The organism is Nitratireductor aquimarinus, assembly GCF_017255295.1.
GTDB lineage: Bacteria > Pseudomonadota > Alphaproteobacteria > Rhizobiales > Rhizobiaceae > Nitratireductor > Nitratireductor aquimarinus.
The window spans coordinates 215,237-238,731 of record NZ_JAFKDE010000003.1; the positions used below are offsets into that span (position 1 = coordinate 215,237).

Sequence of the window (23,495 nt, forward strand, 5' to 3'; positions counted from 1 at the left end):
ATGCTTTTGGGGCGCTCTGCGAACGGTCTCTACTGGATGGCGCGCTATATCGAGCGGGCGGAGAACATGGCGCGTCTGGCCGACACGGGGCTCCGGCTGGCGCTGACCCAGAGCAATGCCGCCTCCGATGAATGGGCCTCGGTTCTCACCAGTGCCGGCGTGCGCGATCTGTTCGAAGAGACGAACGACAATTTCGATACGGCGACGGTGACGAACTTCCTGCTCCGCGATACGGACAATCCCTCCAGCGTCCTCTCCTCCATCGACACAGCGCGCATGAACGCGCGGATGGTGCGCACGGCGCTGACGCGTGAGACCTGGGAAAGCGTCAACGAAGCATGGATGGCGCTTCATCGCATGCTCAGGCACCGCGTGGACGAACCCGATCTGCCGGCCGTTCTCGATGCGGTGAAACGGGAGACTGCGCTTATTCGCGGGGCGTTTCAGGGCACCATGTTGCGCAATGAGGTTTTCGACTTCGCGCAGATCGGCACGCTGATCGAGCGGGCCGACAACACGGCGCGCATTCTCGACGTGAAGTACTATGTTCTTCTGCCTTCGGCCGCCTGGGTTGGCTCGTCGCTCGACAACAGCCAGTGGCAGACCATTCTGCGCTCGGTTTCGGCGCTGCGGTCCTATCGCTGGACCTATGACGGCGATTTCAATTCATCGAAGATCGCCGATTTTCTGATCCTCAATCGACGCATGCCGCGCTCGCTGGCCTTTTCCTATCGCGGCATCTGCGATTCCCTCGATTATCTGGCCGACGAGTATGGCGAACGCCAGCCATGCCACGAACTCGCGCATGCCCGCCTGACCCGGCTGAAATCAGCCGACATTGCAGATGTCTTCGATGACGGGCTGCACGAATTTCTGAGCGACTTCATCCGTGACAATGCGGCGCTGGGCAACCAGATCGCGGCAGACTTCCGCTTTTATTGAGGAGGGTCGCATGCGCCTCAGGATCACGCATCATTCAGAATATCGCTACGACGCCCCGCTCGCCTACGCGCTGCAGCGTCTCCGCCTTGTTCCCCGCAGCGGCCCGACGCAGGAGGTGATCGAATGGTCGCTTCGAACCGATGGTGCAGCGCAGGAAGTGCAGTTCATCGACGGGTTTGGAAACGACACGCGCCTTATCAGCATTGATGGCGAACCCCATACGATCGTGATCGAGGCTTCGGGCATCGTGGAGACCCGTGACACCGCCGGCGTGACCGGCCGGCATCAGGGGCTCGCGCCGCTCTGGCTGTTTCAGCAGGAAACCACGCTTTGCAGCGCGGGTGACGGCATATCCGCGCTGGCAAGGCGAGCAGAAGGCGAAACGGACGTCGAGCGCCTGCACAGCCTGATGGCGCTGGTGCGCGATCAGGTGGCCTACCGGATTGGAACAACGGATGCGGGAACGCCTGCCGAAGAGGCGCTCACAAATGGCGAGGGCGTGTGTCAGGATCACACGCATATCTTTCTCACGGCGGCGCGCCTGATGGGCTTTCCCGCGCGCTATGTGAGCGGCTATCTGCGCATGGACGATACGGACGAACAGGCGGCGAGCCATGCCTGGGCGGAGGCGCATCTCGACGGTCTCGGCTGGGTCGCATTCGACTGCTCCAACGGGATTTCGGCAGACGATCGCTATGTGCGCGTGGCGACCGGCCGCGATTACCGCGACGCCATGCCGATTATGGGGATCAGGATCGGCCAGGCGCAGGAAGAGCTTGCGGTTCAGATCACCGTCGAGCAGTAATCTATCCAGACGAAACTGAAGAGGCACAGTCCGCATGACCTATTGCGTCGGGCTGAAAACCCATGAGGGGCTGGTGTTCATGTCCGATACGCGGACGAATGCCGGCGTCGACAACATCTCCGTTTTCCGCAAGATGCATTGCTGGCAGAAAGAGGACGAGCGGGTTCTGGTTCTTTTATCGGCGGGCAATCTGGCGACCACGCAGGCCGTTGTCAGCCTGCTGGAAGAGCGGACCAAGGCCCCCGACGAGCGCACGCCATCCATGCTCGAGACGCCGTCCATGTATCAGGCCGCACGCCTGGTCGGCGACACGGTGAAGGAGGTCATTCGCCAGTCCGCGCCAGCGGGTCAGAGCGCTGACGCTTTCGGAGCCTCGTTCATTCTGGGTGGACAGATCCGCGGGATGGAGCCGCGTCTGTTCATGATCTACCCGGAAGGCAATTTCATCGAGGCGAGCGCGGATACGCCGTTCTTCCAGATCGGCGAGACCAAATACGGCAAGCCCATTCTGGTGCGCGCATTCGATCCCGCAATGAGTTTTGAGGAGACGGTGAAGCTGCTTCTCGTCTCCTTCGATTCCACGCTTCGCTCCAACCTGTCGGTCGCGCCGCCCATAGACCTTCTCTATTACGAGCAGGACAGTTTCCGCATCGGATATGAGAAGCGCATAGAGGCGGAAGATCCTTATATGCGCACGATTTCAGAGGGTTGGTCGCAAGCGCTGAAGTCTGCGTTCAAGAGCCTTCCCGACTTCACGCGCTGAACGAACCTGACCATGAGCCGGATCAGATCGCGAGCGACGCCGCTTCCCTGAGGCTCACGCCGGTGATGCGGAACGTGCCGTCTGCCTGTCGCTTCAGCGTGTAGACTGCTTCGTAGTTCCTGCCATTCGGTGCAGTTGTCAGAACACGCTGCATGATGGTTTCGCCGGAAAGCTCCACAGCCTTGTCGAATGCAAGACTGCGCGGGCGGTAGACAGGCTGATAGCCCTGCCTGACCATCGCCATGAAGCGCTCCAGTGTCGGGAACATGCGCTTGATGTTGGGGGCGGCATAGGAATAGGCGCGGGCGTCGTCGCCGGCGATGAACGCCTCGATCTGCCCCTTGATGGATGATTGCGCCGCGCGGATTTCTGCCTCACCTGCAAAAGCGAAAACGGGTGTCAGGCAGATAAGGATGGTCAGTAACAGTCGTTGCATGATCGCTCCTCCACTTGAACGGCGGTACACAATCACGGCTCTTTTCAAAGGCAGCCGCGCCGCCTGTCTTTCAGCTACGTAAGAAAATAGGGGATGGTTTCGTTCTTGCCAGCTTAGGGGTGCGCTTGCTCAATGTTCGTTTTTAGTTTTAAATGCCGAAAACGAACATTGGAGTGGGCATGAACAACACTTTTCTGACACCGCGACTTTCCGAGATACTCGATCTGGCGAAGGAGCAGGGCCGCGTTCTTGTCGACGATCTGGCTGCCCATTTCGATGTCACGCCGCAGACCATTCGCCGGGATTTGAATGAACTCTGCGAAAAACGTTTCCTGACCCGCATCCATGGCGGCGCACTGATACCGTCCGGCATCGAGAACATGGAATATGAGGCACGGCGCAAGATTGCGGCCGATGAGAAGCGCGCCATCGGCCAGGCCGCCGCCCGTCTGATCCCCGACAAGGCGTCTCTCTTCGTGAATATCGGCACGACGACCGAGGCCGTCAGTGATGCACTTCTGGATCATGAAGGGCTTCTGGTCATCACGAACAATATCAATGTTGCCAACAGGATGCGGGTTTATCCTACACTGGAGGTTATCATCGCTGGCGGTGTTGTACGCGGATCAGATGGCGGTGTTGTCGGTGAAGCCGCGGTGGACTTCATCCGTCAGTTCAAGGTCGATTATGCGGTGATCGGTGTTTCTTCCATCGATCAGGATGGCGCCTTGTGCGACTTCGATTTTCGCGAAGTGAAAGTGGCGCAGGCGATCATCGCCAATGCCCGTCATGTGATCCTGGTTTCGGATTCCACCAAGTTCGAGCGTAGCGCGCCGGTGCGCATCGGGCATTTGTCTCAGGTGCACACCTTTATCACCGACCGCTGCGCCGCACCGTCCATGCGCGCGCTCTGCAAGGAAGCAGGTGTGCAATTGATCGAGACCGGCGTGTAACCGGAGTTTCATTTTCGTTTGACATTCGTTATGCTTTCAAAATAATTCCTTTTTGAATTGGCAATTGCTGATTACCCAGAGTTTTGAAGGAGAAGAACGTGTCCACTTCCCAAACCGATCCGTCCGCGATCTACGACGTTTTCGTTGTTGGCGGCGGGATCAATGGTTGCGGGATCGCGCGCGACGCCGTCGGGCGGGGCTATTCCGTCTTTCTGGCGGAGATGAACGATCTGGCCAGCGGCACGTCTTCCGGTTCCACCAAGCTCATTCATGGCGGTCTGCGCTATCTCGAACATTATGAGTTCCGCCTCGTGCGCGAGGCGCTCATGGAGCGCGAAGTGCTTTGGCGCAACGCGCCGCACATCATCTGGCCGATGCGTTTCGTCCTGCCCGTGCACAAGGGGTTGCGTCCGGCTTGGCTCGTGCGGCTCGGGCTCTGGCTCTACGACCATATTGGCGGCCGCAAGCTTCTGCCCAAGACCGCGACACTGGACATGCGCACCGATCCGGCGGGAAAGCCGCTCAAGGCCGATTACCGCCGCGCATTCGAATATTCGGACTGTTGGGTGAATGATGCCCGCTTTGTCGTGCTCAACGCGCGCGACGCGGCTGATCGCGGCGCCGAGGTGCGGGTGCGCACCAAAGTCATGCGCGCCGAAGACGAGAACGGCGTCTGGAAGGTTCAGATCGAGGATCTGCGGACCGGCGAGCAGGAGACCGTGCGTGCGCGCTATCTGGTGAACGCCGCCGGCCCCTGGGTGGATCACATCATCTCCGGCGTTCTTCGCCAGAACGATGTTCACAATGTGCGTCTGGTCAAGGGCAGCCACATCGTCACGAAGAAGAAGTTCGACGATCCGCGCGCCTACTTCTTCCAGAACGCCGACGGGCGGATCATCTTCGCCATTCCCTATGAGGAAGACTTCACCCTCATCGGCACCACCGATCAGGACTATGACGGTGATCCGAAGGATGTCGCCATCAGCGATCAGGAAACCGATTATCTGTGCGCCTGCGCCAGCGAGTATTTCGCCGAACCCGTCACGCGTGACGATATCGTCTGGTCTTATTCCGGCGTGCGACCGCTTTATGATGACGGCGCGTCAAAGGCGCAGGAAGCAACCCGCGACTATGTGCTGAAGGACGAGGCCGGCAAGGCCGGCGCTCCGATGCTTCACGTGTTCGGCGGCAAGATCACGACCTATCGCAAGCTCGCCGAATCCGCGCTGGAGAAGATCTCTGACACGATTGGCGCCAAGGGACGTCCGTGGACGCATGCCGAAGCGCTGCCGGGTGGCGAGTTCCCTGCCGACGGATATGACGCGCAGGTGGACAGGCTCGTGGCGGACTATCCGTTCCTTGAGCGCGGCCATGCCGCCCGCCTCGTCAGGCTTTACGGACTGCGCGCCTGGAACATGCTTGGCAAGGCAGAATCGACGGAAGATCTGGGCCGGCATTTCGGCCACGATCTCTATGAGGCCGAACTGCGCTATCTGGTCGAGCATGAATGGGCGGTCAGCGGTGAGGATGTGCTCTGGCGGCGCACCAAGCGCGGCCTGCACATTTCTGCAGAAGAAGCAGCGGCCGTCGACGGCTTCATGCAGACGCTTTCCGAAGCGCAGAAGGCCGGCTGAACCGAATTGCCAGCGCGCCGATGAATTGCGCCAGCTGCACAGGAGCCAGACCTTGACGGATCAAGGCGCGGTCGTGTCTGGATGAGGATGCCCTGCGCCAGTTTTGATGCGCCGGTTTCAAGTCGCCAGTTGCAAGGCGCACGACAGTTACACCCGGAGGAACCATGAGCGGCTACATACTGGCAATCGACCAGGGAACCACATCCAGCAGGTCGATCGTTTTCGACAGGGCCATGAAAGCCGTGGCGACCGGGCAGAAGGAATTCCCTCAGCACTTCCCGAAATCAGGCTGGGTGGAGCATGACCCCGAAGACATCTGGGACAGTGTCGTCTCCACCGTGCATGATGCGCTGGAAGAAGCGGCGCTGACTGCCGGCGACATCGCCGCAATCGGCATCACCAATCAGCGCGAAACCATCGTGGTCTGGGAGCGCGACACGGGCAAACCGATCCACCGGGCCATTGTCTGGCAGGACCGCCGCACCGCGCCGCTGTGCGAAACGCTGAAAAAGAAGGGGCTGGAAGAGACCTTCACGGCCAAGACGGGGCTTCTGCTCGATCCTTATTTCTCCGGGACCAAGCTTTCCTGGATCCTCGATCATGTGGAAGGCGCGCGGGAGCGGGCGCGGAACGGTGAATTGCTCGCCGGCACCATCGACACATTCCTGATCTGGCGGCTGACCGGGGGCAGGGCGCATGTAACCGACGCCACCAACGCCTCACGCACGCTTCTGTTCAACATCGAGACCAATCGCTGGGACGACGAACTGCTCGAAATCCTCGATGTGCCGAAAGCGCTTCTGCCGGAGGTGAAGGACAGCGCCGATGATTTCGGCGTGACGGAGAAATCGCTTTTCGGTGCCGAAATCCCGATACTCGGCGTTGCCGGCGATCAGCAGGCAGCCGTGATCGGTCAGGCCTGTTTCGAGCCCGGCATGCTCAAGGCCACCTATGGCACCGGCTGCTTCGCGGTCCTCAACACCGGCGAGACGATGGTGACCTCGAAGAACCGTCTTCTGACGACCATTGCCTATCGGCTGAACGGCAAGACCACCTATGCGCTGGAAGGCTCGATCTTCGTGGCCGGTGCGGCGGTTCAGTGGCTGCGCGATGGTTTGAAGGTGATCGATCAGGCAGCCGATTCGGGTGCGCTTGCCGCCGAGGCCGATCCAACCCAGAACCTCTACCTCGTGCCTGCCTTTGTGGGGCTGGGGGCTCCCTATTGGGATGCCGAAGCGCGCGGCGCGATCTATGGCCTCACGCGCAACTCCGGTCCGGCGGAATTCGCCAGGGCAACGCTCGAATCGGTGGCCTATCAGACGCGCGATCTTCTCGACGCCATGCGCAAGGACTGGCAGGACGACAGCGCCGAACACACGGTTCTGCGCGTGGACGGGGGCATGGTTGCCAGCGACTGGACGCTGCAATGCATCGCCGACATGCTGGATGCGCCGGTGGACCGGCCAACCCAGCTTGAGACGACGGCGCTCGGGGCCGCCTGGCTTGCCGGATCGCGGGCCGGGGTCTGGCCCGATTCTGTGGCCTTCGCCAAAGGATGGGAGCTCGACCGGCAGTTTCAGCCCAAAATGGACGAATCCGAACGCGCGGAGAAGCTGAAAGGCTGGCGCGATGCGGTGCGGCGCACGCTGAGCACCACCTGAAACCCTTGCAGACAGGGCGGTTTCGGGCCCGGCGAAAAAAGTCGGGAGATAGACGCTTTTTTCCGGTTGACCATGGATAAGCGTCTATCTATGTTCCGCCCACTTTCCGGGGTTCGCCAGAACCCGCACGGGAGCGCGTAGCTCAGTTGGTAGAGCAACTGACTTTTAATCAGTAGGTCCAGGGTTCGAGCCCCTGCGCGCTCACCACCATTCTCCAACAGATCAAAATTCTTCTTCGGGCAAGTTTCTGCCCTTGCCGCATGTTCGTTTGGGCGTCGACGCGCTTGATTGTCTGCAGCTTCCTGCCACGATCGGGCAATCGGATTGACCGCTCGGGAGTGAGGGGATGCATATTCGCAAGCAGATATTGAACAGCGATGGCGGGATTGTGCACAATGAAACGTTGAAGCAGACCGCGCAAACCCGCGAATCTGCAATTGCCATGATCACGCAATGGCAGCAGATTTTTCCGGTGCACGGTTACAACGACATAGACGACTATTGGTGGGGCCGTCAGGCCGAAGGCGAATTTCGCCTGAACAGGTGGTTTATCGAAGGAGCGTCAGATTGAGCGGTCCCCTTGCGAGAGTGTGGGCGCATTGATTCATCACTCGGCAAGTGCTGCAAAATCCGTACGCGCTTGGAGTTAACGGAATGGTCGAGAAATCTGGTCAATGGATATCTGCTGTAGCAACCGTATTTGCTGCTCTTGCAGCAGCGTGGTCAGCTTATTCATCGAATGCGATCGCGTCTCAAGTGCAAGCCGCCTCGGCTGAGAGAGTTGCGCTTCTTGAAAAGGCGCAAACAGATCGCCGTCTCGATATCGAGATGGTAAAGTTGGCGCTCAATATCCTAGGGGGGCAAATTAGTGATGAAACACACCAGAGCCGTAAGTTTGCAATCAGGCTTCTAGGAAAATACTCTGGTGTGGACATTGATCAAGCATCTGAAAATGACTGGCTACAATCTGGCAAGGTGGCTTCAAGGATGTTGCCTCAGGGCTTTCTCCCGGTGGGTGGAGAAGTGATGCCGAAGTCTACAGGCTTGAGGAATTGCTGCCATTGATTAGGCAGCAAACCGTTGTTCCACCATCGAAGGGCGGTACTGAGCCTGTGCCTATGCCGGTGGTTCCATTCAGCCCAACCGAAAATCAATAAAGTCGGTCTAACATTAAATCGACCTACCGTTTCGACACCATCGCTGCCGCATTGCCTTTCCTCATGGGGCGACCCTATGCCACGGAAAGGTGATTGGCCTCATCCATCGCGCCTGCCTATATGGGCTCCATTGTTTTTGCGCGCGCATGAGCGTGCTGTCATTGTTGTATTGAGATTGAAGCATGGCGATTGATGTCGGATATTTGAGTGCGGCCGGTGCGGGAGCGCTGTCGTTTTTATCTCCCTGCGTTCTGCCGCTTGTGCCGCCTTATCTCTGCTACATGGCCGGCGTTTCCGTTGAGCAGTTTCAGGGCGAGGCCGAAGGCAAGCCGGCAGGAAGCTCCGGTGGCGCAACGCGCTTTGCACTCTTCACCGCTTCGCTTTCCTTCGTGCTCGGCTTCACCACCGTGTTCGTGATGCTGGGTGCAGGCGCTTCGACCATCGGCGCCGTCCTGCGCGCCTGGCAGCAGGAACTTGCCATAGCCGCCGGCATTGTCATCATCATCATGGGGCTCAACTTTCTGGGTCTGGTGCGCATTCCCTTTCTGTCGCGCGAGGCGCGTTTTCAGTCCGGCGGAAAGCCCGCCACGAGGCTTGGCGCATATATCATGGGGCTGGCCTTCGCCTTTGGGTGGACGCCCTGCATCGGGCCGGTTCTGGGGCCGATCCTCACACTGGCCGGTGGACGCGAGACGGTTGGCGATGGCGCACTGCTTCTTGCCGTCTATTCGCTTGGCCTTGGCGTCCCCTTTCTTCTCGCCGCACTGTTTTCGGGCAGTTTCATGCGCTTCCTGTCGCGTTTCCGCATGCATCTCGGCCGCGTCGAGAAGGTCATGGGCGCGCTTCTCGTTCTTGCCGGCGTGCTCTTCCTGACGGGCGGTATGCAGTCCATGGCCTTCTGGCTGCTCGAAACCTTCCCGGCGCTGGGTAAACTCGGCTAACCCTCCATTGGTGCCGCGCTGACGGGATGCTAAGAGAAAGCGAATCGTCAGAAGCAGAACGGGTTTCCAGTCCATGAGCGAACGCACCTGCCTTTCCGTCATTCTCGCAGCCGGCGAGGGGACGCGGATGAAGAGCGCCACACCGAAGGTGCTGCACAAGATTGCCGGGCTGGAGATGCTCGGTCACGTGACCCGGGCGCTGGACGCCGCTGGCGCCGGCGACAAGGCGCTGGTCGTGGGTCATGGCGCGGAAGCCGTGTCGCGTGCTGCTGAAGGCTTTGCGCCGGGCGCGGAAACCTTCATTCAGGCAGAGCGGCTCGGCACCGGCCACGCGGTTCTGGCGGCCCGCGCGGCCATTGCCCGCGGTTATGACGATGTTCTGGTCACATTCGGCGATACGCCGCTCATCTCACTCGACGCGCTTGCCGCGCTGCGCGCAGGGCTTGCCGCCGGCGCGGATGTGGTCGTGATGGGTTTCCGTACTGAGCGCCCCACCGGCTATGGCCGCTTGATCGAGGACGGCGATGCGCTTGTTGCCATCCGTGAGGAAAAGGACTGTTCCGACGAAGAGCGCAGGATCACTTTCTGCAATGGCGGCGCGATGGCGATTGCTGGCAACAGCGCGCTTGAGCTGCTCGATGCCATCGGCAATGACAACGCCAAGGGCGAATATTATCTGACGGATATCGTGGAGATTGCCGCCGGTCGCGGCCTGACCGTGCGCGCCATCGAGGCCGATTACGAGAGCGCGCTTGGCATCAACAACCGCGCCGAACTCGCCGGTGCCGAGACCATCTGGCAGAACCGCCGACGGCGCGCCGTCATGCTCGATGGCGTAACGATGATCGACCCGCAGACCGTCTATTTCTCCCATGACACGGTGATTGGCCGCGACACGGTGATCGAGCCCAACGTGTTCTTCGGTCCGGGCGTGACGGTCGGCGAGAATGTATCGATCAGGGCCAGCTCGCATCTGGAAGAAGCGCGTGTCGATGAAGGTGCATCCGTTGGTCCGTTCGCACGGCTGCGGCCGGGGGCGGAGATCATGGAAGGCGCGAAGATCGGCAATTTCGTCGAGATCAAGAAGACGCGCGTCGAGCCGGGTGCGAAGGTTCCGCATCTCTCCTATGTGGGCGATGCGCGTGTCGGCGCGAGGGCCAATCTGGGCGCCGGCACCATCACCTGCAATTATGATGGCTTCTCCAAGCATTTTACCGATATCGAGCCGGGCGCTTTCATTGGCACCAACTCGGCGCTCGTCGCGCCGCTCACCATTGGCGCGGGCGCCTATGTGGCCTCCGGCAGCGTGATCACGGAATCGGTGCCTGCCGATGCGCTGGCCTTCGGGCGTGCCCGCCAGTCCAATCGCGCCGGGCTCGGAAAGCGCCTGCGCGACCGTCTGGCAGCGATCAAGGCGCGGCGTGGATAAGCCTGACATGCGGGCGTCGCAGACCCAGATTAGGCTTGATACGAATTGAAAGACTTGTTGATTTTCATCCAGTTCCCGGGCGTTCTAAAACGCCTGCGTGAATCGGGGTTTTAGGTTTGGTGGGAGGCTGAGAAGCCATATGTGTGGAATTGTAGGCATTGTCGGGCAGACGCCGGTTGCGCCGCTCATCGTCGACGCTCTGAAGCGGCTCGAATATCGCGGCTATGACTCTGCGGGCGTTGCGACGCTCGACCACGGTCAGCTCGACCGCCGCCGCGCCGAGGGCAAGCTGGTCAATCTGGAAAAGCGCCTGGGCGAAGAGCCGCTCGGCGGCATGATCGGCATCGGCCACACGCGTTGGGCCACGCATGGCGTTCCCAATGAGGCCAATGCGCACCCGCATTTTGCCGAGGATGTGGCTGTCGTTCACAATGGCATCATCGAGAACTTTGCCGAGCTGCGCGAGGAACTGAAGCGCGACGGCTTCGTTTTCGCTTCGCAGACCGACACCGAGGTGGTCGCCCATCTCGTGGCGCGCGAAGTGAAGAACGGCGCATCGCCGAAGGATGCGGCCTTTGCTGCGCTCAAGCGTCTGCGCGGCGCATTCGCGCTCGCCATCATGTTCCGCGGCGATGAAGACCTGATCGTTGGTGCGCGCAATGGCCCGCCGCTTGCCGTTGGCCATGGCGAGGGCGAGATGTATCTCGGCTCTGACGCCATCGCTCTTGCGCCCTTCACCAACGCCATCACCTATCTGGAGGATGGCGACTGGGTGGTGCTGCGCCGCAACGGGATGGAGATCTTCGACATGGCCGGCCAGCCGGTTGAGCGTGCCCGCCAGCAGTCGGTCGGCACCAGCCTTCTGGTCGACAAGGGCAACCACCGGCACTTCATGGAAAAGGAAATCCATGAACAGCCGGAAGTCATCTCCCACACGCTTGCCAACTACCTGAACTTTGCCGAAGGCACGGTTGCCGATTTCGATCTGCCGTTCGATTTCGCAAAGATCGAGCGTCTGGCGATCTCGGCCTGCGGCACCGCCTATCTGGCCGGCCTCATCGGGAAATACTGGCTCGAGCGTTATGCCCGCCTGCCGGTCGATATCGATATCGCCTCGGAGTTCCGCTACCGCGAGATGCCGCTGCCGAAGAACAGCGCCGCCCTGTTCATCTCACAGTCCGGAGAGACCGCCGACACTCTGGCGTCGCTGCGCTATTGCCGTGAAGAGGGCATCCCGATCTCGGCAATCGTCAATGTGCGCGAATCGACCATCGCCCGCGAGAGCGACGGCATCTTCCCGACATTGGCCGGGCCCGAGATCGGCGTTGCCTCGACCAAGGCCTTCACCTGCCAGTTGAGCGTGCTTGCAGCGCTGACGCTGAAGGCCGCCAAGGCGCGCGGAACGATTTCGCCGGAGGAGGAACAGGCGCTGGTGCGTGAGCTTTCCGAAGCACCGCGTTACGCGTCTCAGGCGCTCAAGCTCAGCGCCAGCATCGAGAAGGTCGCGCGCGAGCTCTCCCATGTGCGCCACGTGCTTTATCTCGGCCGCGACACGAACTATCCGCTGGCTCTGGAAGGCGCGCTGAAGCTCAAGGAGATTTCCTACATTCACGCCGAAGGCTATGCCGCCGGTGAGTTGAAGCATGGTCCCATCGCGCTGATCGACGAGCAGATGCCGGTGATCGTGATCGCGCCGCATGACCGCATTTTCGAGAAGACGGTCTCGAACATGCAGGAAGTCGCCGCGCGCGGTGGCCGTATCGTTCTGATCACGGATGAGAAGGGCGCACAGAACGCCACGCTCGAAACGCTCGAGACCATCGTTCTGCCGGATGTTCCCGAGTTCGTCGCGCCGATCATCTATGCACTGCCGATCCAGATGCTTGCCTATCACACGGCAGTCATCATGGGCACGGATGTCGATCAGCCGCGAAACCTGGCGAAGTCGGTTACCGTAGAATAACGAAAGGAGGGCTGTCATACGGCGGCCCTAATTTCTATTCTAATGTTCAGCCTGGTGGCGTAGTGTCCACCGGGCTGCTTCCCGTTAATTCGCCACTCTTGAGGCCCGTTCCCACATCATGATGACTCGCCTGCGCAACTATTTTCTTACGGGTTTCATTGTCACTGCGCCGCTCGCAATCACGGCCTATCTGGCCTGGTCGATGATCGGATGGGTGGATTCATGGGTCAAACCCTACATTCCCTTCCGCTACAATCCCGACAATTACCTGCCATTCGCCCTTCCGGGCTTCGGTCTGATCGTGGCGCTTGTCGTGATCACGCTGATCGGTTTCCTGACAGCGAATTTCATCGGTCGCACCATCGTCAACACCGGTGAAAACATTCTCGGTCGCATGCCGCTGGTGCGCAGCGTCTATCGCGGTCTGAAACAGATCCTCGAAACGGTTCTTTCCGAGCGCTCGGACACGTTCAAGAAGGTCGGTCTGATCGAATATCCGCGCAAGGGGCTCTGGGCGCTGGTCTTCGTTGCCACAGAGACGCGCGGCGAGGTGCAGGCAAAGGTGGATGACGATGCAGGCCAGACCATCGCCGTGTTCCTGCCGACAACGCCGAACCCGACATCCGGCTACCTGCTGTTCGTCCCGAAGCAGGATGTGATCGAGCTCAAGATGACCGTGGAAGAGGGCGCAAAGCTCGTGATCTCCGCCGGTCTGGTTGCGCCTGAATATCAGCAGCAGACGGCAGCGCTGGCCGCCGAGGCGATGAACGAAGACAGTCAGCCGGCGCGCAAGAGCCGCACCGCCTCATCCCGACCGAACAAATAAAGAAGCAGCCTCAGCGCTTCACCGCGCGGGGTCTGTAGCTCCGGGTCGCGCGACAGGATAAGCCGCGCATCGTCACGCGCGGCCTGTAGCAGGTCCACATGCGCCTCGATGCGGGCCACCCGGAAACCGGGCGTGCCCGACTGTTTGGTGCCGAGAAGGTCACCTTCGCCACGCAGTTTCAGGTCTTCCTCGGCGATGACGAAGCCGTCTTCGGTTTCGCGCATCACTTCCAGCCGCCGGGTGGCGGTCTGGCCGAGCGGGCCTTTGTAGACGAGCACACAGGACGAGGCGAGGGCGCCGCGCCCCACGCGTCCGCGAAGCTGGTGCAGCTGCGCCAGACCGAAGCGCTCGGCATGTTCGATCACGATAATGGTGGCGTCGGGCACATCGACGCCGACCTCCACCACTGTGGTGCCAACCAGAATGCGCGTTTCGCCTGCCTTGAAGGCGCGCATCGCCTCGTCCTTCTCGGCAGCCTTCATGCGACCGTGAATGAGGCCGACCGCGCTGCCGAAGACCTTTTGCAGCGAAGCATGCCGGTCCTCCGCCGACATCAGCGGCAATTCCTCCGATTCATCGACAAGCGGGCAGATCCAGTAGACCTTCTGGCCTTCGTCCAGCGCCTTGCGCAGCCGGTCGACCAGTTGCGGCAGGCGCTCTACAGGCAACGTCACCGTACGGATGGGCTGGCGTCCCGCCGGTTTCTCGGTCAGGCGCGAAACATCCATGTCGCCGAATGCCGAAAGCACCAGCGTGCGCGGAATGGGCGTCGCCGTCATGACCAGCATGTCGGGCGCGTCGCCCTTCGCGGTCATGGCGAGCCGCTGGTGCACGCCGAAACGATGCTGCTCGTCCACCACGGCCAGCGCCAGATCCTTGAACTGCACGGTTTCCTGAAAAAGCGCATGGGTGCCGATCACGAAGTCGACTGCGCCCGATGCGATATCATCAAGAATGCGCTGGCGCTCCTTGCCCTTTTCCCGGCCCGTCAGAACGGCAACGGAGAGGCCTGCCGCCTGCGCCAGCGGCGTGATCGTCGCGGCATGCTGCCGGGCGAGGATTTCCGTCGGAGCCATGAGGGACGACTGTCCGCCGGCTTCGGCGGCGCGCGCCATGGCAAGCAGTGCAACAACGGTCTTGCCCGCACCCACATCGCCCTGAAGCAGCCGCACCATGCGCTCTGCGCTGCCCAGATCCGCTTGAATGTCCTTGACGGCCTCCTCCTGCGCGCCCGTGAGCGTATAGGGAAGCGCCGCACGGATCTTGCGCTCAAGGCGTCCATCGCCCGTCAACGGCCGGCCGGAAAGGCGCTTCACCTTCGCCCGCACAAGCGCCAGGGAGAGCTGCCCTGCCAGAAATTCGTCATAGGCGATGCGCCGCCAGAACGGGCTTTCAGGCTGCACGTCTTCGGGCGCCTGCGGATCGTGAAGCCGCTTCAACGCGTCTGCGAAGGGCGGCATCCCGTTGCGCGACAGGAATGCGGCATCCTGCCATTCGGGCATGTCTGGAAGGCGTTCAAGCGACTGGCCGATGGCGCGCCGAAGCACCTTTGCCGAAAGGCCGGCCGTCAGCGGATAGACCGGTTCGAGCGCCGGCAGCGTGTGCGCTTCGGAAAGCGGCACGATGAAATCCGGGTGCACCATCGATGCGCGCCCGTTGAACCATTCCATCCGGCCACTCACCAGAACCTTCTCGCCCTCCGGCAGGATCTTTTCGATCCATGGCGCGCGGGCATGGAAGAAGGTCAGCGTGATCTCGCCCGTGTCATCGAACGCGAAGACCCGGTAGGGCACGTTCCTGCGCCCCTGCGGCGAAGGATGATGGCGGCCCACTGTCACTTCAAGCGTGACGATCGCGCCCTCGGGCGCATTGGCGATGCCCGGCCGGTTGCGCCGGTCGATCAGCGAGTGCGGCAGAACAAAGATCAGGTCGCCGACGCGCAGCTCACGGCCAGCGGCGTCGCCCGGCACGATATTGGCCAGAAGATCGGCAACCTTGGTCCCGACGCCATCGAGCGTCGTGACAGGGGCGAACAGGGGATCAAGAAGTGAAGGGCGCATGGTGTCATGATTAAAGCCCAAATTCGGCGACGCAAGGCTGACAGACGCTCATGCACACGCTATATCCGCCCGGGCGACCGATCACCGCAGATCATGCCGCAGACCATGCCGCAGACCATGCCGCAGACCATGAAGGCCAGACCATGACAGGCACCACCCGTTCCAGCCACGATCTCGACCCCCGCCGCCGCCGCGCCCTGGTGCGCTCCTGGCGTCGCGGAACGCGCGAGATGGATCTCGTTCTCGGCGGTTTCGCCGATGCGGAAATCGATCGTCTCAGCGATCAGGAAATGGACGAGCTGGAAACCATTCTGGATGTGCCCGACACCCAGCTTTTCAAATGGGTGACGGGCGAAACGCCGGTGCCGTCGGAGTATGACACACCACTCTGGAGGCGCATTCTCGCCTCGCGGAGCCGCTGAGGCACGACGCTGATGAGCCTGATGACTGCTTTGAAACTGCCGCGCGAGGGCATTGGCGCGGTAACGGTGGACGGTGTTGCCGACGGCTTTGAAGCCTTCGCACTGGCAACGGTCGCGCGTGAGATCGCCCCCAATGGGCCGGTGATCTTCGTTCTGCGCGATGGCCAACGTCTGCCAGCACTCATCGACACGCTGCGCTTTGCCGATCCGGGCCTGCCTGTGCTCGACCTGCCGGCCTGGGACTGTTTGCCCTATGACCGCGTGTCGCCGGGCGGCGATGCGGCTGCGCGCCGGCTTGCAGCCATGAACGCCATGGCGGATCTGCGCAAGAACCCGCACCGCGCCATTGTCATCGTCAGCGCGAACGCGCTCTTGCAGCGCATGCCGCCGGCAGATCAGATCGGCGCGCAGGGCTTTTTCGCCAAACCCGGCAACCAGGTGGACATGACCGCGCTCACGGGCCGGCTTGAGACCAGCGGTTTCGAGCGCGTTTCCACCGTGCGCGACGTGGGCGAGTATGCGGTGCGCGGCGGCATTCTGGACCTTTTCGCGCCCGGCTGGGACGAAGCGCTGCGGCTCGATTTCTTCGGCGACACGCTGGAATCCATTCGCGCCTTCGATGTCGCCACACAGCGCACCACCGGCCAGCGCACCGAAGTCGCGCTTCAGGCGATGAGCGAAATCACGCTGACGTCCGAGGTTATCAGCCGGTTTCGCCGCAATTACATCGAGATGTTCGGCGCGCCATCGCGTGACGATGCGCTTTATGCCGCCGTCAGCGAGGGCCGGCGCTTTGCCGGCATGGAGCACTGGCTGCCGCTCTTCCATGAGCGCCTTGAAAGCGCGCTCGATTATCTGCCCGACGCACCGCTCATCTTCGATCATCTGGCCGAGGAAGCGCTTGGCGAACGTCATGCGCTGATCGTCGATCACTATGAGGCGCGGCGCGAGCAGATGGCGGGCAACGAGCTTGGCGGCGCGGTTCCCTACAAGCCGGTGAAGCCCGACACGATCTATCTCGATCCGAAGGAAGTGACTGCGGCAGGCGCCGAGCGCCGCGTGGTCCACTTCACGCCCTTCGCCACGCCCGAAACCAGCAAGTCGCGCCTCTATCACGCCGGTTCCGAAGCGGGCCGCAACTTTGCCGAAGAGCGCGCCGACCCCAACGCCAACGTTTTCGACCATGCCGTGAAGCACATTGGCGACCTGCGCTCCAGGGGCAAGCGGGTGCTGATTGCCGGCTGGAGCGAGGGCTCCGCCGAGCGGCTTTCGCAGATCCTTGCCGAGCACAATCTGGGCAATGTCGCGCGTGTCGACACGCTGGCCGAACTTGAAAAGCTGGAAGAGCGGCAGGCCGGCATCGGCATTCTGCCGCTGGAATCCGGCTTCGAGACGGCGTCGCTGGCCGTCATCGGCGAGCAGGACATTCTGGGCGACCGCCTCGTCCGTCGCGCAAAGAAGCGCAAGAAAGCCTCTGATTTCATTTCGGAAGTCGCGGCACTCTCCGCTGGTGATATCGTCGTTCATGCCGATCATGGCATCGGCCGCTTCATCGGGCTCAAGACCATTGAGGCGATGGGCGCGCCGCACGACTGTCTCGAACTGCGCTATTCCGGCGATGACCGGCTCTTCCTGCCGGTCGAGAACATCGAGCTTCTGTCCCGCTACGGCTCCGACGGCCCGGACACGATGCTCGACAAGCTGGGCGGCGTGGCCTGGCAGTCGCGCAAGGCGAAGCTCAAGAAGAAGCTTCTGGAGATGGCCGGCCACCTGATCCGCATTGCCGCCGAGCGCGAAATGCAGAAGGGCATCAGGCTCTCCCCGCCGGACGGTCTCTATGGCGAGTTCGCCGCGCGTTTCCCCTATGAGGAAACCGACGACCAGCAGAACGCCATCGACGCCGTGCTCGACGATCTCGGGTCCGGTCGCCCCATGGACCGGCTGATCTGTGGCGATGTGGGGTTCGGCAAGACCGAGGTGGCGCTGCGCGCCGCCTTCATCGCAGCGATGGAAGGTTTTCAGGTGGCCGTGGTGGTCCCCACCACGCTGCTTGCGCGCCAGCACTTCAAGACATTCCGCGAGCGCTTTGCCGGACTGCCATTACGGGTTCGCCAGGCCTCGCGCCTCGTTGGCTCCAAGGAGCTGGCCGAGACCAAGAAGGGCCTGACCGACGGCACGGTCGACATCGTGGTCGGCACCCATGCGCTTCTCGGTAATTCCATAAAATTCAAGAATCTCGGCCTGCTGATCATCGACGAAGAGCAGCACTTCGGCGTGAAGCACAAGGAACGGCTCAAGGAGCTGAAGTCGGACGTCCATGTGCTGACGCTTTCGGCAACGCCCATTCCGCGCACGCTGCAGCTGGCCTTGACGGGCGTGCGGGAGCTTTCGCTCATCACCACCGCGCCGGTGGATCGCATGGCGGTGCGCAGCTTCATCTCGCCGGTCGATCCGCTGGTGATCCGCGAAACCCTGTTGCGCGAACGCTATCGCGGCGGACAGAGCTTCTATGTCGTGCCGCGCGTTTCCGATCTCGCCGAAGTGCGTGAATTCCTCAACGAGCATGTGCCGGAATTGAAGGTCGCCACGGCTCACGGCCAGCTTCCGCCTGGCGAACTCGATGACATCATGAACGCCTTCTATGACGGTCAGTATGATGTGCTTCTTGCGACCACCATCGTCGAATCCGGTCTCGACATTCCGACTGCAAACACGCTGATCGTGCACCGTGCCGACATGTTCGGTCTTGCCCAGCTCTACCAGATCCGTGGCCGCGTCGGGCGCTCCAAGGTGCGCGCCTATGCGCTCTTCACCCTGCCGCCCAACCGCACGCTGACAAAAACCGCCGAGCGCCGCCTAAAGGTGCTTCAGTCGCTCGATACGCTGGGCGCGGGCTTCCAGCTGGCAAGCCACGATCTCGACATTCGCGGCGCGGGCAACATTCTGGGTGAGGAACAGTCCGGCCATATCAAGGAAGTTGGTTACGAGCTTTATCAGCAGATGCTGGAAGAGGCGGTTGCCGAGCTGAAGGGGGCCGAAGACGCCGCCGATACCGGCTGGTCGCCGCAGATCACGGTCGGTACGGCCGTCATGATCCCGGAAAACTATGTGCCGGATCTGCAATTGCGGCTTGGTCTCTACCGCCGCATCGCCGATCTGGAGACGCCGCAGGAAATCGACGCCTTTGGCGCGGAGCTTATCGACCGTTTCGGCCCGCTGCCGCAGGAGGTGGAGCACCTGTTGAAGATCGTCTTCATCAAGGCGCTTTGCCGCCGGGCCAATGTCGAGAAACTCGATGCCGGCCCCAAGGGCGCGGTTGTGCATCTGCGCAATCAGCAGTTTGCCGAGCCGGCTTCTCTGGTGCGCTTTATCGGCGAGCAGGGCTCGCTTGCGAAGATCCGCCCGGACCACAGCATCGTGTTCATTCGCGACTGGCCAACGCCGCAGAAGCGCCTGGCAGGCGCTGCCGTCATCATGACCCAGCTCGTGCGGCTGATCGAGGCGAAGGCGGCCTGATTTCTCAGGCCTGGCTGCTGTCGAGCGCGCCTTCCGCCTTGGCCTGCGCCACCTGGCGGATGGCGTCCGCCAGCGTGTCGGCCTCCTGTGCGCCCATCACCGCATAGCGTCCTTCGAGAAGGAAGCAGGGCACCCCGGTGACGCCCATCTGTTGCGCGGTGGCAATTTCCTGCTCTACCTCGGCCCGGTCGGCGTCGGTTGCAAGCAGGGTCTCGACAACGGCCGCATCCATGCCTGCGTCCCGCGCAGCCTGAATGAGAACCGCAGCATCGCCGATATTCGCGCCTTCTTCGAAATAGAGCGCAAAGAGCCGGCCGACGAGCTTGTCCTGCACGCCGGGCTCAGCCGTCGCCGCCCAGCGGATCACGCGGTGGGCGTTCAGCGTGTTGGGCGAGGTCCGGATCGCATCAAAAGCGAAATCGATCCCCTCCGCACGCCCAAGCTCATCGATCTGTGCATGCATCTGGCGAATGCGTTCCTCGTCGCCGAATTTGTCCATCAGATAGGTCTGACGGTCCTTGCCCTCGGGCGGAATGGTCGGGTCGAGCTGGAACGGGCGCCAGCGCAGTTCCACGGCAATCTCGGGAACCGCCGCCAGCGCTTTCATGAGACGGGCCCGCCCCACATAGCACCAGGGGCACACGACGTCGGAAACAACGTCGATGGTTACGGGGAGGGGGCTCATCATTGTATCTGCCTTATTCTGCATCCGGCTTGTGCCACCACGTCTGCAGCTTGTAGCCGTAAAGCGGTGTTTTTTCCGGGTGGTCGAGGTCACTCCAGTAAGCGACCCATTCGTCATTGTCATGCTGCATCGGCACCACATAGGCGCCCGACATCAAAAGACGGTCCATCGCACGCACGGCAGCCGAATAATCATCCATGTCGCGCGCATTCAGCATGGCGTCGATCATGGCGTCGATGGCCGGATCGGCCGCGCCCGAAAGGTTGAACGAGCCTTCTGCGTTTGCTGCAGCCGAACCCCAGCGGTTAATCTGCTCGGTGCCCGGCGAAAGCGAGCCGGAGAAGCCCACGGAAGCAATCAGCATGTCAAAGTCATAGCGCTGTTTGCGCTGCTGGGCCTGTGAATCATCCAGAAGCCGGATCGAAACATCGATGCCGATTTTCCGCAGCGCGCGCTGGAACACGGCGGCCAGCTTTTCGCCTTCCTCGGACGTAACCAGAATTTCGAAGGTGAGCGCTTCGCCGTTTTCATTGACCAGCGCATTGCCTTCCAGGCTGTAGCCGGCCTCCTGAAGCATCTTCAGCGCTTCGCGCATCTGGTCGCGGCCAATTGGCTCGCCCGCCATTTCCATCTTGCCGTAGCTGCCGTCCATCACCTCCGGTGTCACCCGGTCGGCATAGGGCTCAAGCAGGGCGCGTTCGCGTTCATCGGCCGGCTTGCCGAGAGCGGAAAGATGCGATCCCTGCCAGTAGCTCAGCGTGCGCTCATACTCGCCGCGCAGCACATTGGTGTTCACCCAGCCGAAATCATAGAGCTTTGACAGCGCGCGGCGCACGCGCGGATCGGCGAATTTCTCGCGCCGCGTGTTGAAGAAGAAACCGCTGACCGCAGGCGGAACGCCATTGGTGAAGGTTTCGCTGACCACCTTGCCCTCGCGGGCCGCCGGAAAATCGATGCCGTGCTGACGACGCACCGGGTCGGATTCGGCATAGACCGAGCAGATGCCCTTCTTGAACGCTTCCACCATGGAGTTCACGTTGAGGAAGTACTCGATGGTGATCTTGTCGTAATTGTCGAAGCCGCGCTTGGAGGGAATGTCCTCGCCCCAGTACTCCTGGTTGCGCGAAAACACGATGCGCCGGCCCGGGTCCACTTCCGAGATGCGGTAAGCGCCGCTCCCCGTCACCGGCTTCAGCGTCGTCTGGTCAAATGTCTCGATGTCGAAGGCGTGCTGCGGGATGATCGGCGTCATGGCGATGATCAGCGGGAATTCGCGGTCGGCCTTCTCGTTGAAGGTGAAGCGTACGCTGTGATCGCCCGTCTTTTCGATCTTCTCGATCTTTGCCGTGCGGCTGGAATAGGGCGGGCGGCCTTTCTCCGTGAACGCTTCATAGGTGAAGATTACGTCTTCCGGGGTCACCGGCTTGCCATCCGACCATGTCGCATCCGGGTCGAGATTGAACTCGGCATAGCTGCGCGCCTCGTCCATCACCACGCTTTCGGCAAGCAGGCCATAGAGCGCGAAGGGCTCGTCGGCGCTGCGCATCATCAGCGGCTCGAAAACCAGATTGCCGAAAATCGTGTCGATCACGCCGCGCGCCGTTGTGCGCATGCTTTTGAGGATGAACGGGTTGAGATTGTCAAAGGAACCGACCACGCAATAGGTGACGTCGCCCCCCTTGGGCGCATCGGGATTTGCGTAAGGAAAATGCGTGTAATCGGCAGGCAGTGCAGGCTTGCCGTGCATCGCGATGCCGTGAACCGGCGCATCTTCGGCGAGTGCCGTGCCCGAGGCGAGCATCGTTGCGGAAATGGCGAGAAGGAGAGATTTGGAGCTTGGGAACATCTACGCACCTTGGCCGGATTTATCTGGCGGTTCCATGATTCGTCGGCGAGCGTATCACACACAATGTGGCGAATGCGGCCACCGGGGGCTTTGCCGGACAAAGACGCGTGATCGTGTGATGTTTGCCGCACAGGTCGACAAAGTCCAGCGAAATGGTCCGTTGGGCTGGATTCGCGTTTCACGGCAGTGTAACACGCGCACAAGAGTCATGCTGTCGCCGCATTTTACAAACAGGTGACACATGAACAAATTTCTGGCGCTGTGCATTTAGAGGAACTGAGCCATATGAAAAGCCTGAACGCGAAAGCTACCCGCACCCTGTTCGCCCTTGCCGGCGCCGCTTGTGTGGCTGCCAGCGGAGTTGGTGTCGCCGCCGCGCAGCAGCAAGCGCCGCAGGGCTGGTTCAAGGCCTGCACGAAGCAGGAAGACGTCGACATCTGCAATGTGCAGAACGTTCTCGTTGCCGAGACCGGCCAGATGATCACCGGCGTCAGCCTCATCGAGGTCAAGGGCAAGGTGAACCGCAAGGTCTTCCAGATCACCGTGCCGACCGGCCGCATGGTGCCTCCCGGCATCGGTCTGCAGATCGATGGCGGCCAGACGCAGAAGATCGATTACGCGATCTGCCTGCCGGACCGCTGCATCGCCGAAGCTCCGCTGACCGATCAGCTGGTTGGTTCCTTCAAGCGCGGTTCGGAACTGACGCTCACCTCGGTGAACTTCCAGAACCAGCCGAACCCGATCAAGATGTCGCTTTCGGGCTTCACCGCTGCCTATGACGGTGATCCGATGCCGCAGTCCGACATTGAGGACCGCCAGAAGAAGCTTCAGGACTTCGTGAACAAGAACAACGAAGAGTTCACCGAGAAGCTCCGCGAAGCGCAGGAAAAGGCCAAGAAGGCCGAATAGCGCTCACACAGAGTTCAAATGAAAACAGGGCCCGCGAGGCCCTGTTTTTGTATGCGTGTGGTTCTGCGCTGGCGTCAGTGGTGCAGGCGCTCGCGCGGTTCGTAGTGGCCGTCGCCGGTCTCGACGAAGAACTCCGCCAGTTGCGGGTGCCGCACGGGCACGCCGGTCTCGTCCGGCATCAGGTTCTGTTCCGAAACATAGGCGACATATTCCGTCTCCTCGTTCTCGGCGAGCAGATGGTAAAAGGGCTGGTCCTTGCGCGGCCGCACGTCTTCGGGGATCGCCTGATACCAGGCTTCCGTGTTGTTGAATTCGGGATCGACATCGAAAATCACGCCACGGAAGTCGAACACCCGATGGCGGACAACCTGGCCTATGCGAAATTTTGCAGTTCCAATGTTTTGCATAATTGTACCTCTGCCCCCTATTTGGCGCAGCCGCCGCCACAATTCAATCCCGCGACCTTGACGGGCAGGGGGCCTGCGCGCTAGCCGCGATGTCGGGCGTAACGCAGTCGAGCTGCTTCCGCGGGTCCGGCGGATCGAAT

The 23,495-nt window shown here is 61.4% G+C and carries 20 protein-coding genes and 1 tRNA gene; 16 read left to right on the forward strand and 5 right to left on the reverse strand.

Features of this window, described 5'->3' with window-relative positions:
- Genes JYP46_RS05740 through JYP46_RS05750 form a run of 3 tightly spaced genes read left to right on the forward strand, consistent with a single transcriptional unit; the run spans position 1 to position 2,510 of the window.
- On the forward strand, positions 1 to 942 hold the full coding sequence (locus tag JYP46_RS05740; RefSeq protein WP_206547521.1) for an alpha-E domain-containing protein: 942 nt from the start codon (positions 1 to 3) through the stop codon (positions 940 to 942).
- A 10-nt stretch (positions 943 to 952) separates the two neighbouring features.
- Entirely contained in the window at positions 953 to 1,747 is a 795-nt protein-coding gene (locus JYP46_RS05745; protein ID WP_206547522.1) for a transglutaminase family protein, read from the forward strand.
- 34 nt (positions 1,748 to 1,781) lie between these two features.
- The gene (locus JYP46_RS05750; RefSeq protein WP_206545244.1) at positions 1,782 to 2,510 is read left to right on the forward strand and encodes a proteasome-type protease; all 729 of its coding nucleotides are present in this window, start codon (positions 1,782 to 1,784) and stop codon (positions 2,508 to 2,510) included.
- 22 nt (positions 2,511 to 2,532) lie between these two features.
- On the opposite strand, the gene JYP46_RS05755 is transcribed toward JYP46_RS05750, so the two are convergent.
- The gene (locus JYP46_RS05755) at positions 2,533 to 2,946 is read right to left on the reverse strand and encodes a DUF4864 domain-containing protein (RefSeq protein WP_113155250.1); all 414 of its coding nucleotides are present in this window, start codon (positions 2,944 to 2,946) and stop codon (positions 2,533 to 2,535) included.
- Positions 2,947 to 3,125: 179 nt separating this feature from the next.
- On the opposite strand from JYP46_RS05755, the gene JYP46_RS05760 reads away from it, so the two are divergent.
- The 10 genes from JYP46_RS05760 (at position 3,126) to JYP46_RS05805 (ending at position 13,510) form a co-directional block, all read left to right on the forward strand.
- A complete protein-coding gene (locus JYP46_RS05760) occupies positions 3,126 to 3,899 on the forward strand; it encodes a DeoR/GlpR family DNA-binding transcription regulator (RefSeq protein WP_206545245.1) in 774 nt (257 codons plus the stop codon).
- A gap of 98 nt (positions 3,900 to 3,997) precedes the next feature.
- Positions 3,998 to 5,533 carry a glycerol-3-phosphate dehydrogenase gene (gene glpD / locus JYP46_RS05765; protein ID WP_206547523.1) on the forward strand — a complete coding sequence of 512 codons (1,536 nt, stop codon included), beginning with the start codon at positions 3,998 to 4,000 and terminating at the stop codon, positions 5,531 to 5,533.
- Between the two features lie 164 nt (positions 5,534 to 5,697).
- On the forward strand, positions 5,698 to 7,194 hold the full coding sequence (gene glpK, locus JYP46_RS05770; protein WP_206547524.1) for a glycerol kinase GlpK: 1,497 nt from the start codon (positions 5,698 to 5,700) through the stop codon (positions 7,192 to 7,194).
- 131 nt (positions 7,195 to 7,325) lie between these two features.
- A tRNA-Lys gene (locus JYP46_RS05775) sits at positions 7,326 to 7,401 on the forward strand.
- 139 nt (positions 7,402 to 7,540) lie between these two features.
- Complete coding sequence (locus tag JYP46_RS05780) at positions 7,541 to 7,765, forward strand: hypothetical protein (RefSeq protein ID WP_206547525.1); 225 nt, start codon at positions 7,541 to 7,543, stop codon at positions 7,763 to 7,765.
- Between the two features lie 83 nt (positions 7,766 to 7,848).
- Positions 7,849 to 8,259 (forward strand): hypothetical protein, encoded by a 411-nt coding sequence (locus JYP46_RS05785; protein ID WP_206547526.1) that lies wholly within the window; start codon positions 7,849 to 7,851, stop codon positions 8,257 to 8,259.
- A 274-nt stretch (positions 8,260 to 8,533) separates the two neighbouring features.
- Positions 8,534 to 9,292, forward strand: coding sequence for a cytochrome c biogenesis CcdA family protein (locus JYP46_RS05790; RefSeq protein WP_113155246.1), 759 nt, complete (start codon positions 8,534 to 8,536; stop codon positions 9,290 to 9,292).
- 73 nt (positions 9,293 to 9,365) lie between these two features.
- The gene (glmU, locus tag JYP46_RS05795) at positions 9,366 to 10,721 is read left to right on the forward strand and encodes a bifunctional UDP-N-acetylglucosamine diphosphorylase/glucosamine-1-phosphate N-acetyltransferase GlmU (RefSeq protein ID WP_206547527.1); all 1,356 of its coding nucleotides are present in this window, start codon (positions 9,366 to 9,368) and stop codon (positions 10,719 to 10,721) included.
- Positions 10,722 to 10,860: 139 nt separating this feature from the next.
- A complete protein-coding gene (gene glmS, locus JYP46_RS05800) occupies positions 10,861 to 12,684 on the forward strand; it encodes a glutamine--fructose-6-phosphate transaminase (isomerizing) (protein ID WP_206547528.1) in 1,824 nt (607 codons plus the stop codon).
- Between the two features lie 121 nt (positions 12,685 to 12,805).
- The gene (locus tag JYP46_RS05805) at positions 12,806 to 13,510 is read left to right on the forward strand and encodes a DUF502 domain-containing protein (RefSeq protein WP_206545500.1); all 705 of its coding nucleotides are present in this window, start codon (positions 12,806 to 12,808) and stop codon (positions 13,508 to 13,510) included.
- On the opposite strand, the gene recG is transcribed toward JYP46_RS05805, so the two are convergent.
- A complete protein-coding gene (gene recG / locus JYP46_RS05810; protein ID WP_206547529.1) occupies positions 13,462 to 15,570 on the reverse strand; it encodes an ATP-dependent DNA helicase RecG in 2,109 nt (702 codons plus the stop codon). The genes JYP46_RS05805 and recG overlap by 49 nt on opposite strands.
- Positions 15,571 to 15,620: 50 nt before the next feature.
- On the opposite strand from recG, the gene JYP46_RS05815 reads away from it, so the two are divergent.
- Together JYP46_RS05815 and mfd are read left to right on the forward strand one after the other, a co-directional pair.
- Positions 15,621 to 15,992 (forward strand): FAD assembly factor SdhE, encoded by a 372-nt coding sequence (locus JYP46_RS05815; RefSeq protein ID WP_236042116.1) that lies wholly within the window; start codon positions 15,621 to 15,623, stop codon positions 15,990 to 15,992.
- A 12-nt stretch (positions 15,993 to 16,004) separates the two neighbouring features.
- Complete coding sequence (mfd, locus tag JYP46_RS05820; protein ID WP_206547530.1) at positions 16,005 to 19,508, forward strand: transcription-repair coupling factor; 3,504 nt, start codon at positions 16,005 to 16,007, stop codon at positions 19,506 to 19,508.
- A 4-nt stretch (positions 19,509 to 19,512) separates the two neighbouring features.
- Here mfd and JYP46_RS05825 read toward each other — a convergent pair whose 3' ends face one another.
- A complete protein-coding gene (locus JYP46_RS05825) occupies positions 19,513 to 20,196 on the reverse strand; it encodes a DsbA family oxidoreductase (RefSeq protein WP_222473929.1) in 684 nt (227 codons plus the stop codon).
- Between the two features lie 10 nt (positions 20,197 to 20,206).
- Positions 20,207 to 22,039 (reverse strand): extracellular solute-binding protein, encoded by a 1,833-nt coding sequence (locus JYP46_RS05830; RefSeq protein WP_206547531.1) that lies wholly within the window; start codon positions 22,037 to 22,039, stop codon positions 20,207 to 20,209.
- A 285-nt stretch (positions 22,040 to 22,324) separates the two neighbouring features.
- On the opposite strand from JYP46_RS05830, the gene JYP46_RS05835 reads away from it, so the two are divergent.
- Entirely contained in the window at positions 22,325 to 22,948 is a 624-nt protein-coding gene (locus tag JYP46_RS05835; protein WP_113155240.1) for an invasion associated locus B family protein, read from the forward strand.
- A 74-nt stretch (positions 22,949 to 23,022) separates the two neighbouring features.
- Here the strand turns inward: JYP46_RS05835 and hspQ are convergent, their stop codons facing one another.
- Positions 23,023 to 23,355: a heat shock protein HspQ gene (gene hspQ, locus JYP46_RS05840; RefSeq protein ID WP_204360814.1), complete on the reverse strand. Its 333-nt coding sequence runs from the start codon at positions 23,353 to 23,355 to the stop codon at positions 23,023 to 23,025.
- Positions 23,356 to 23,495 lie beyond the last annotated feature (140 nt).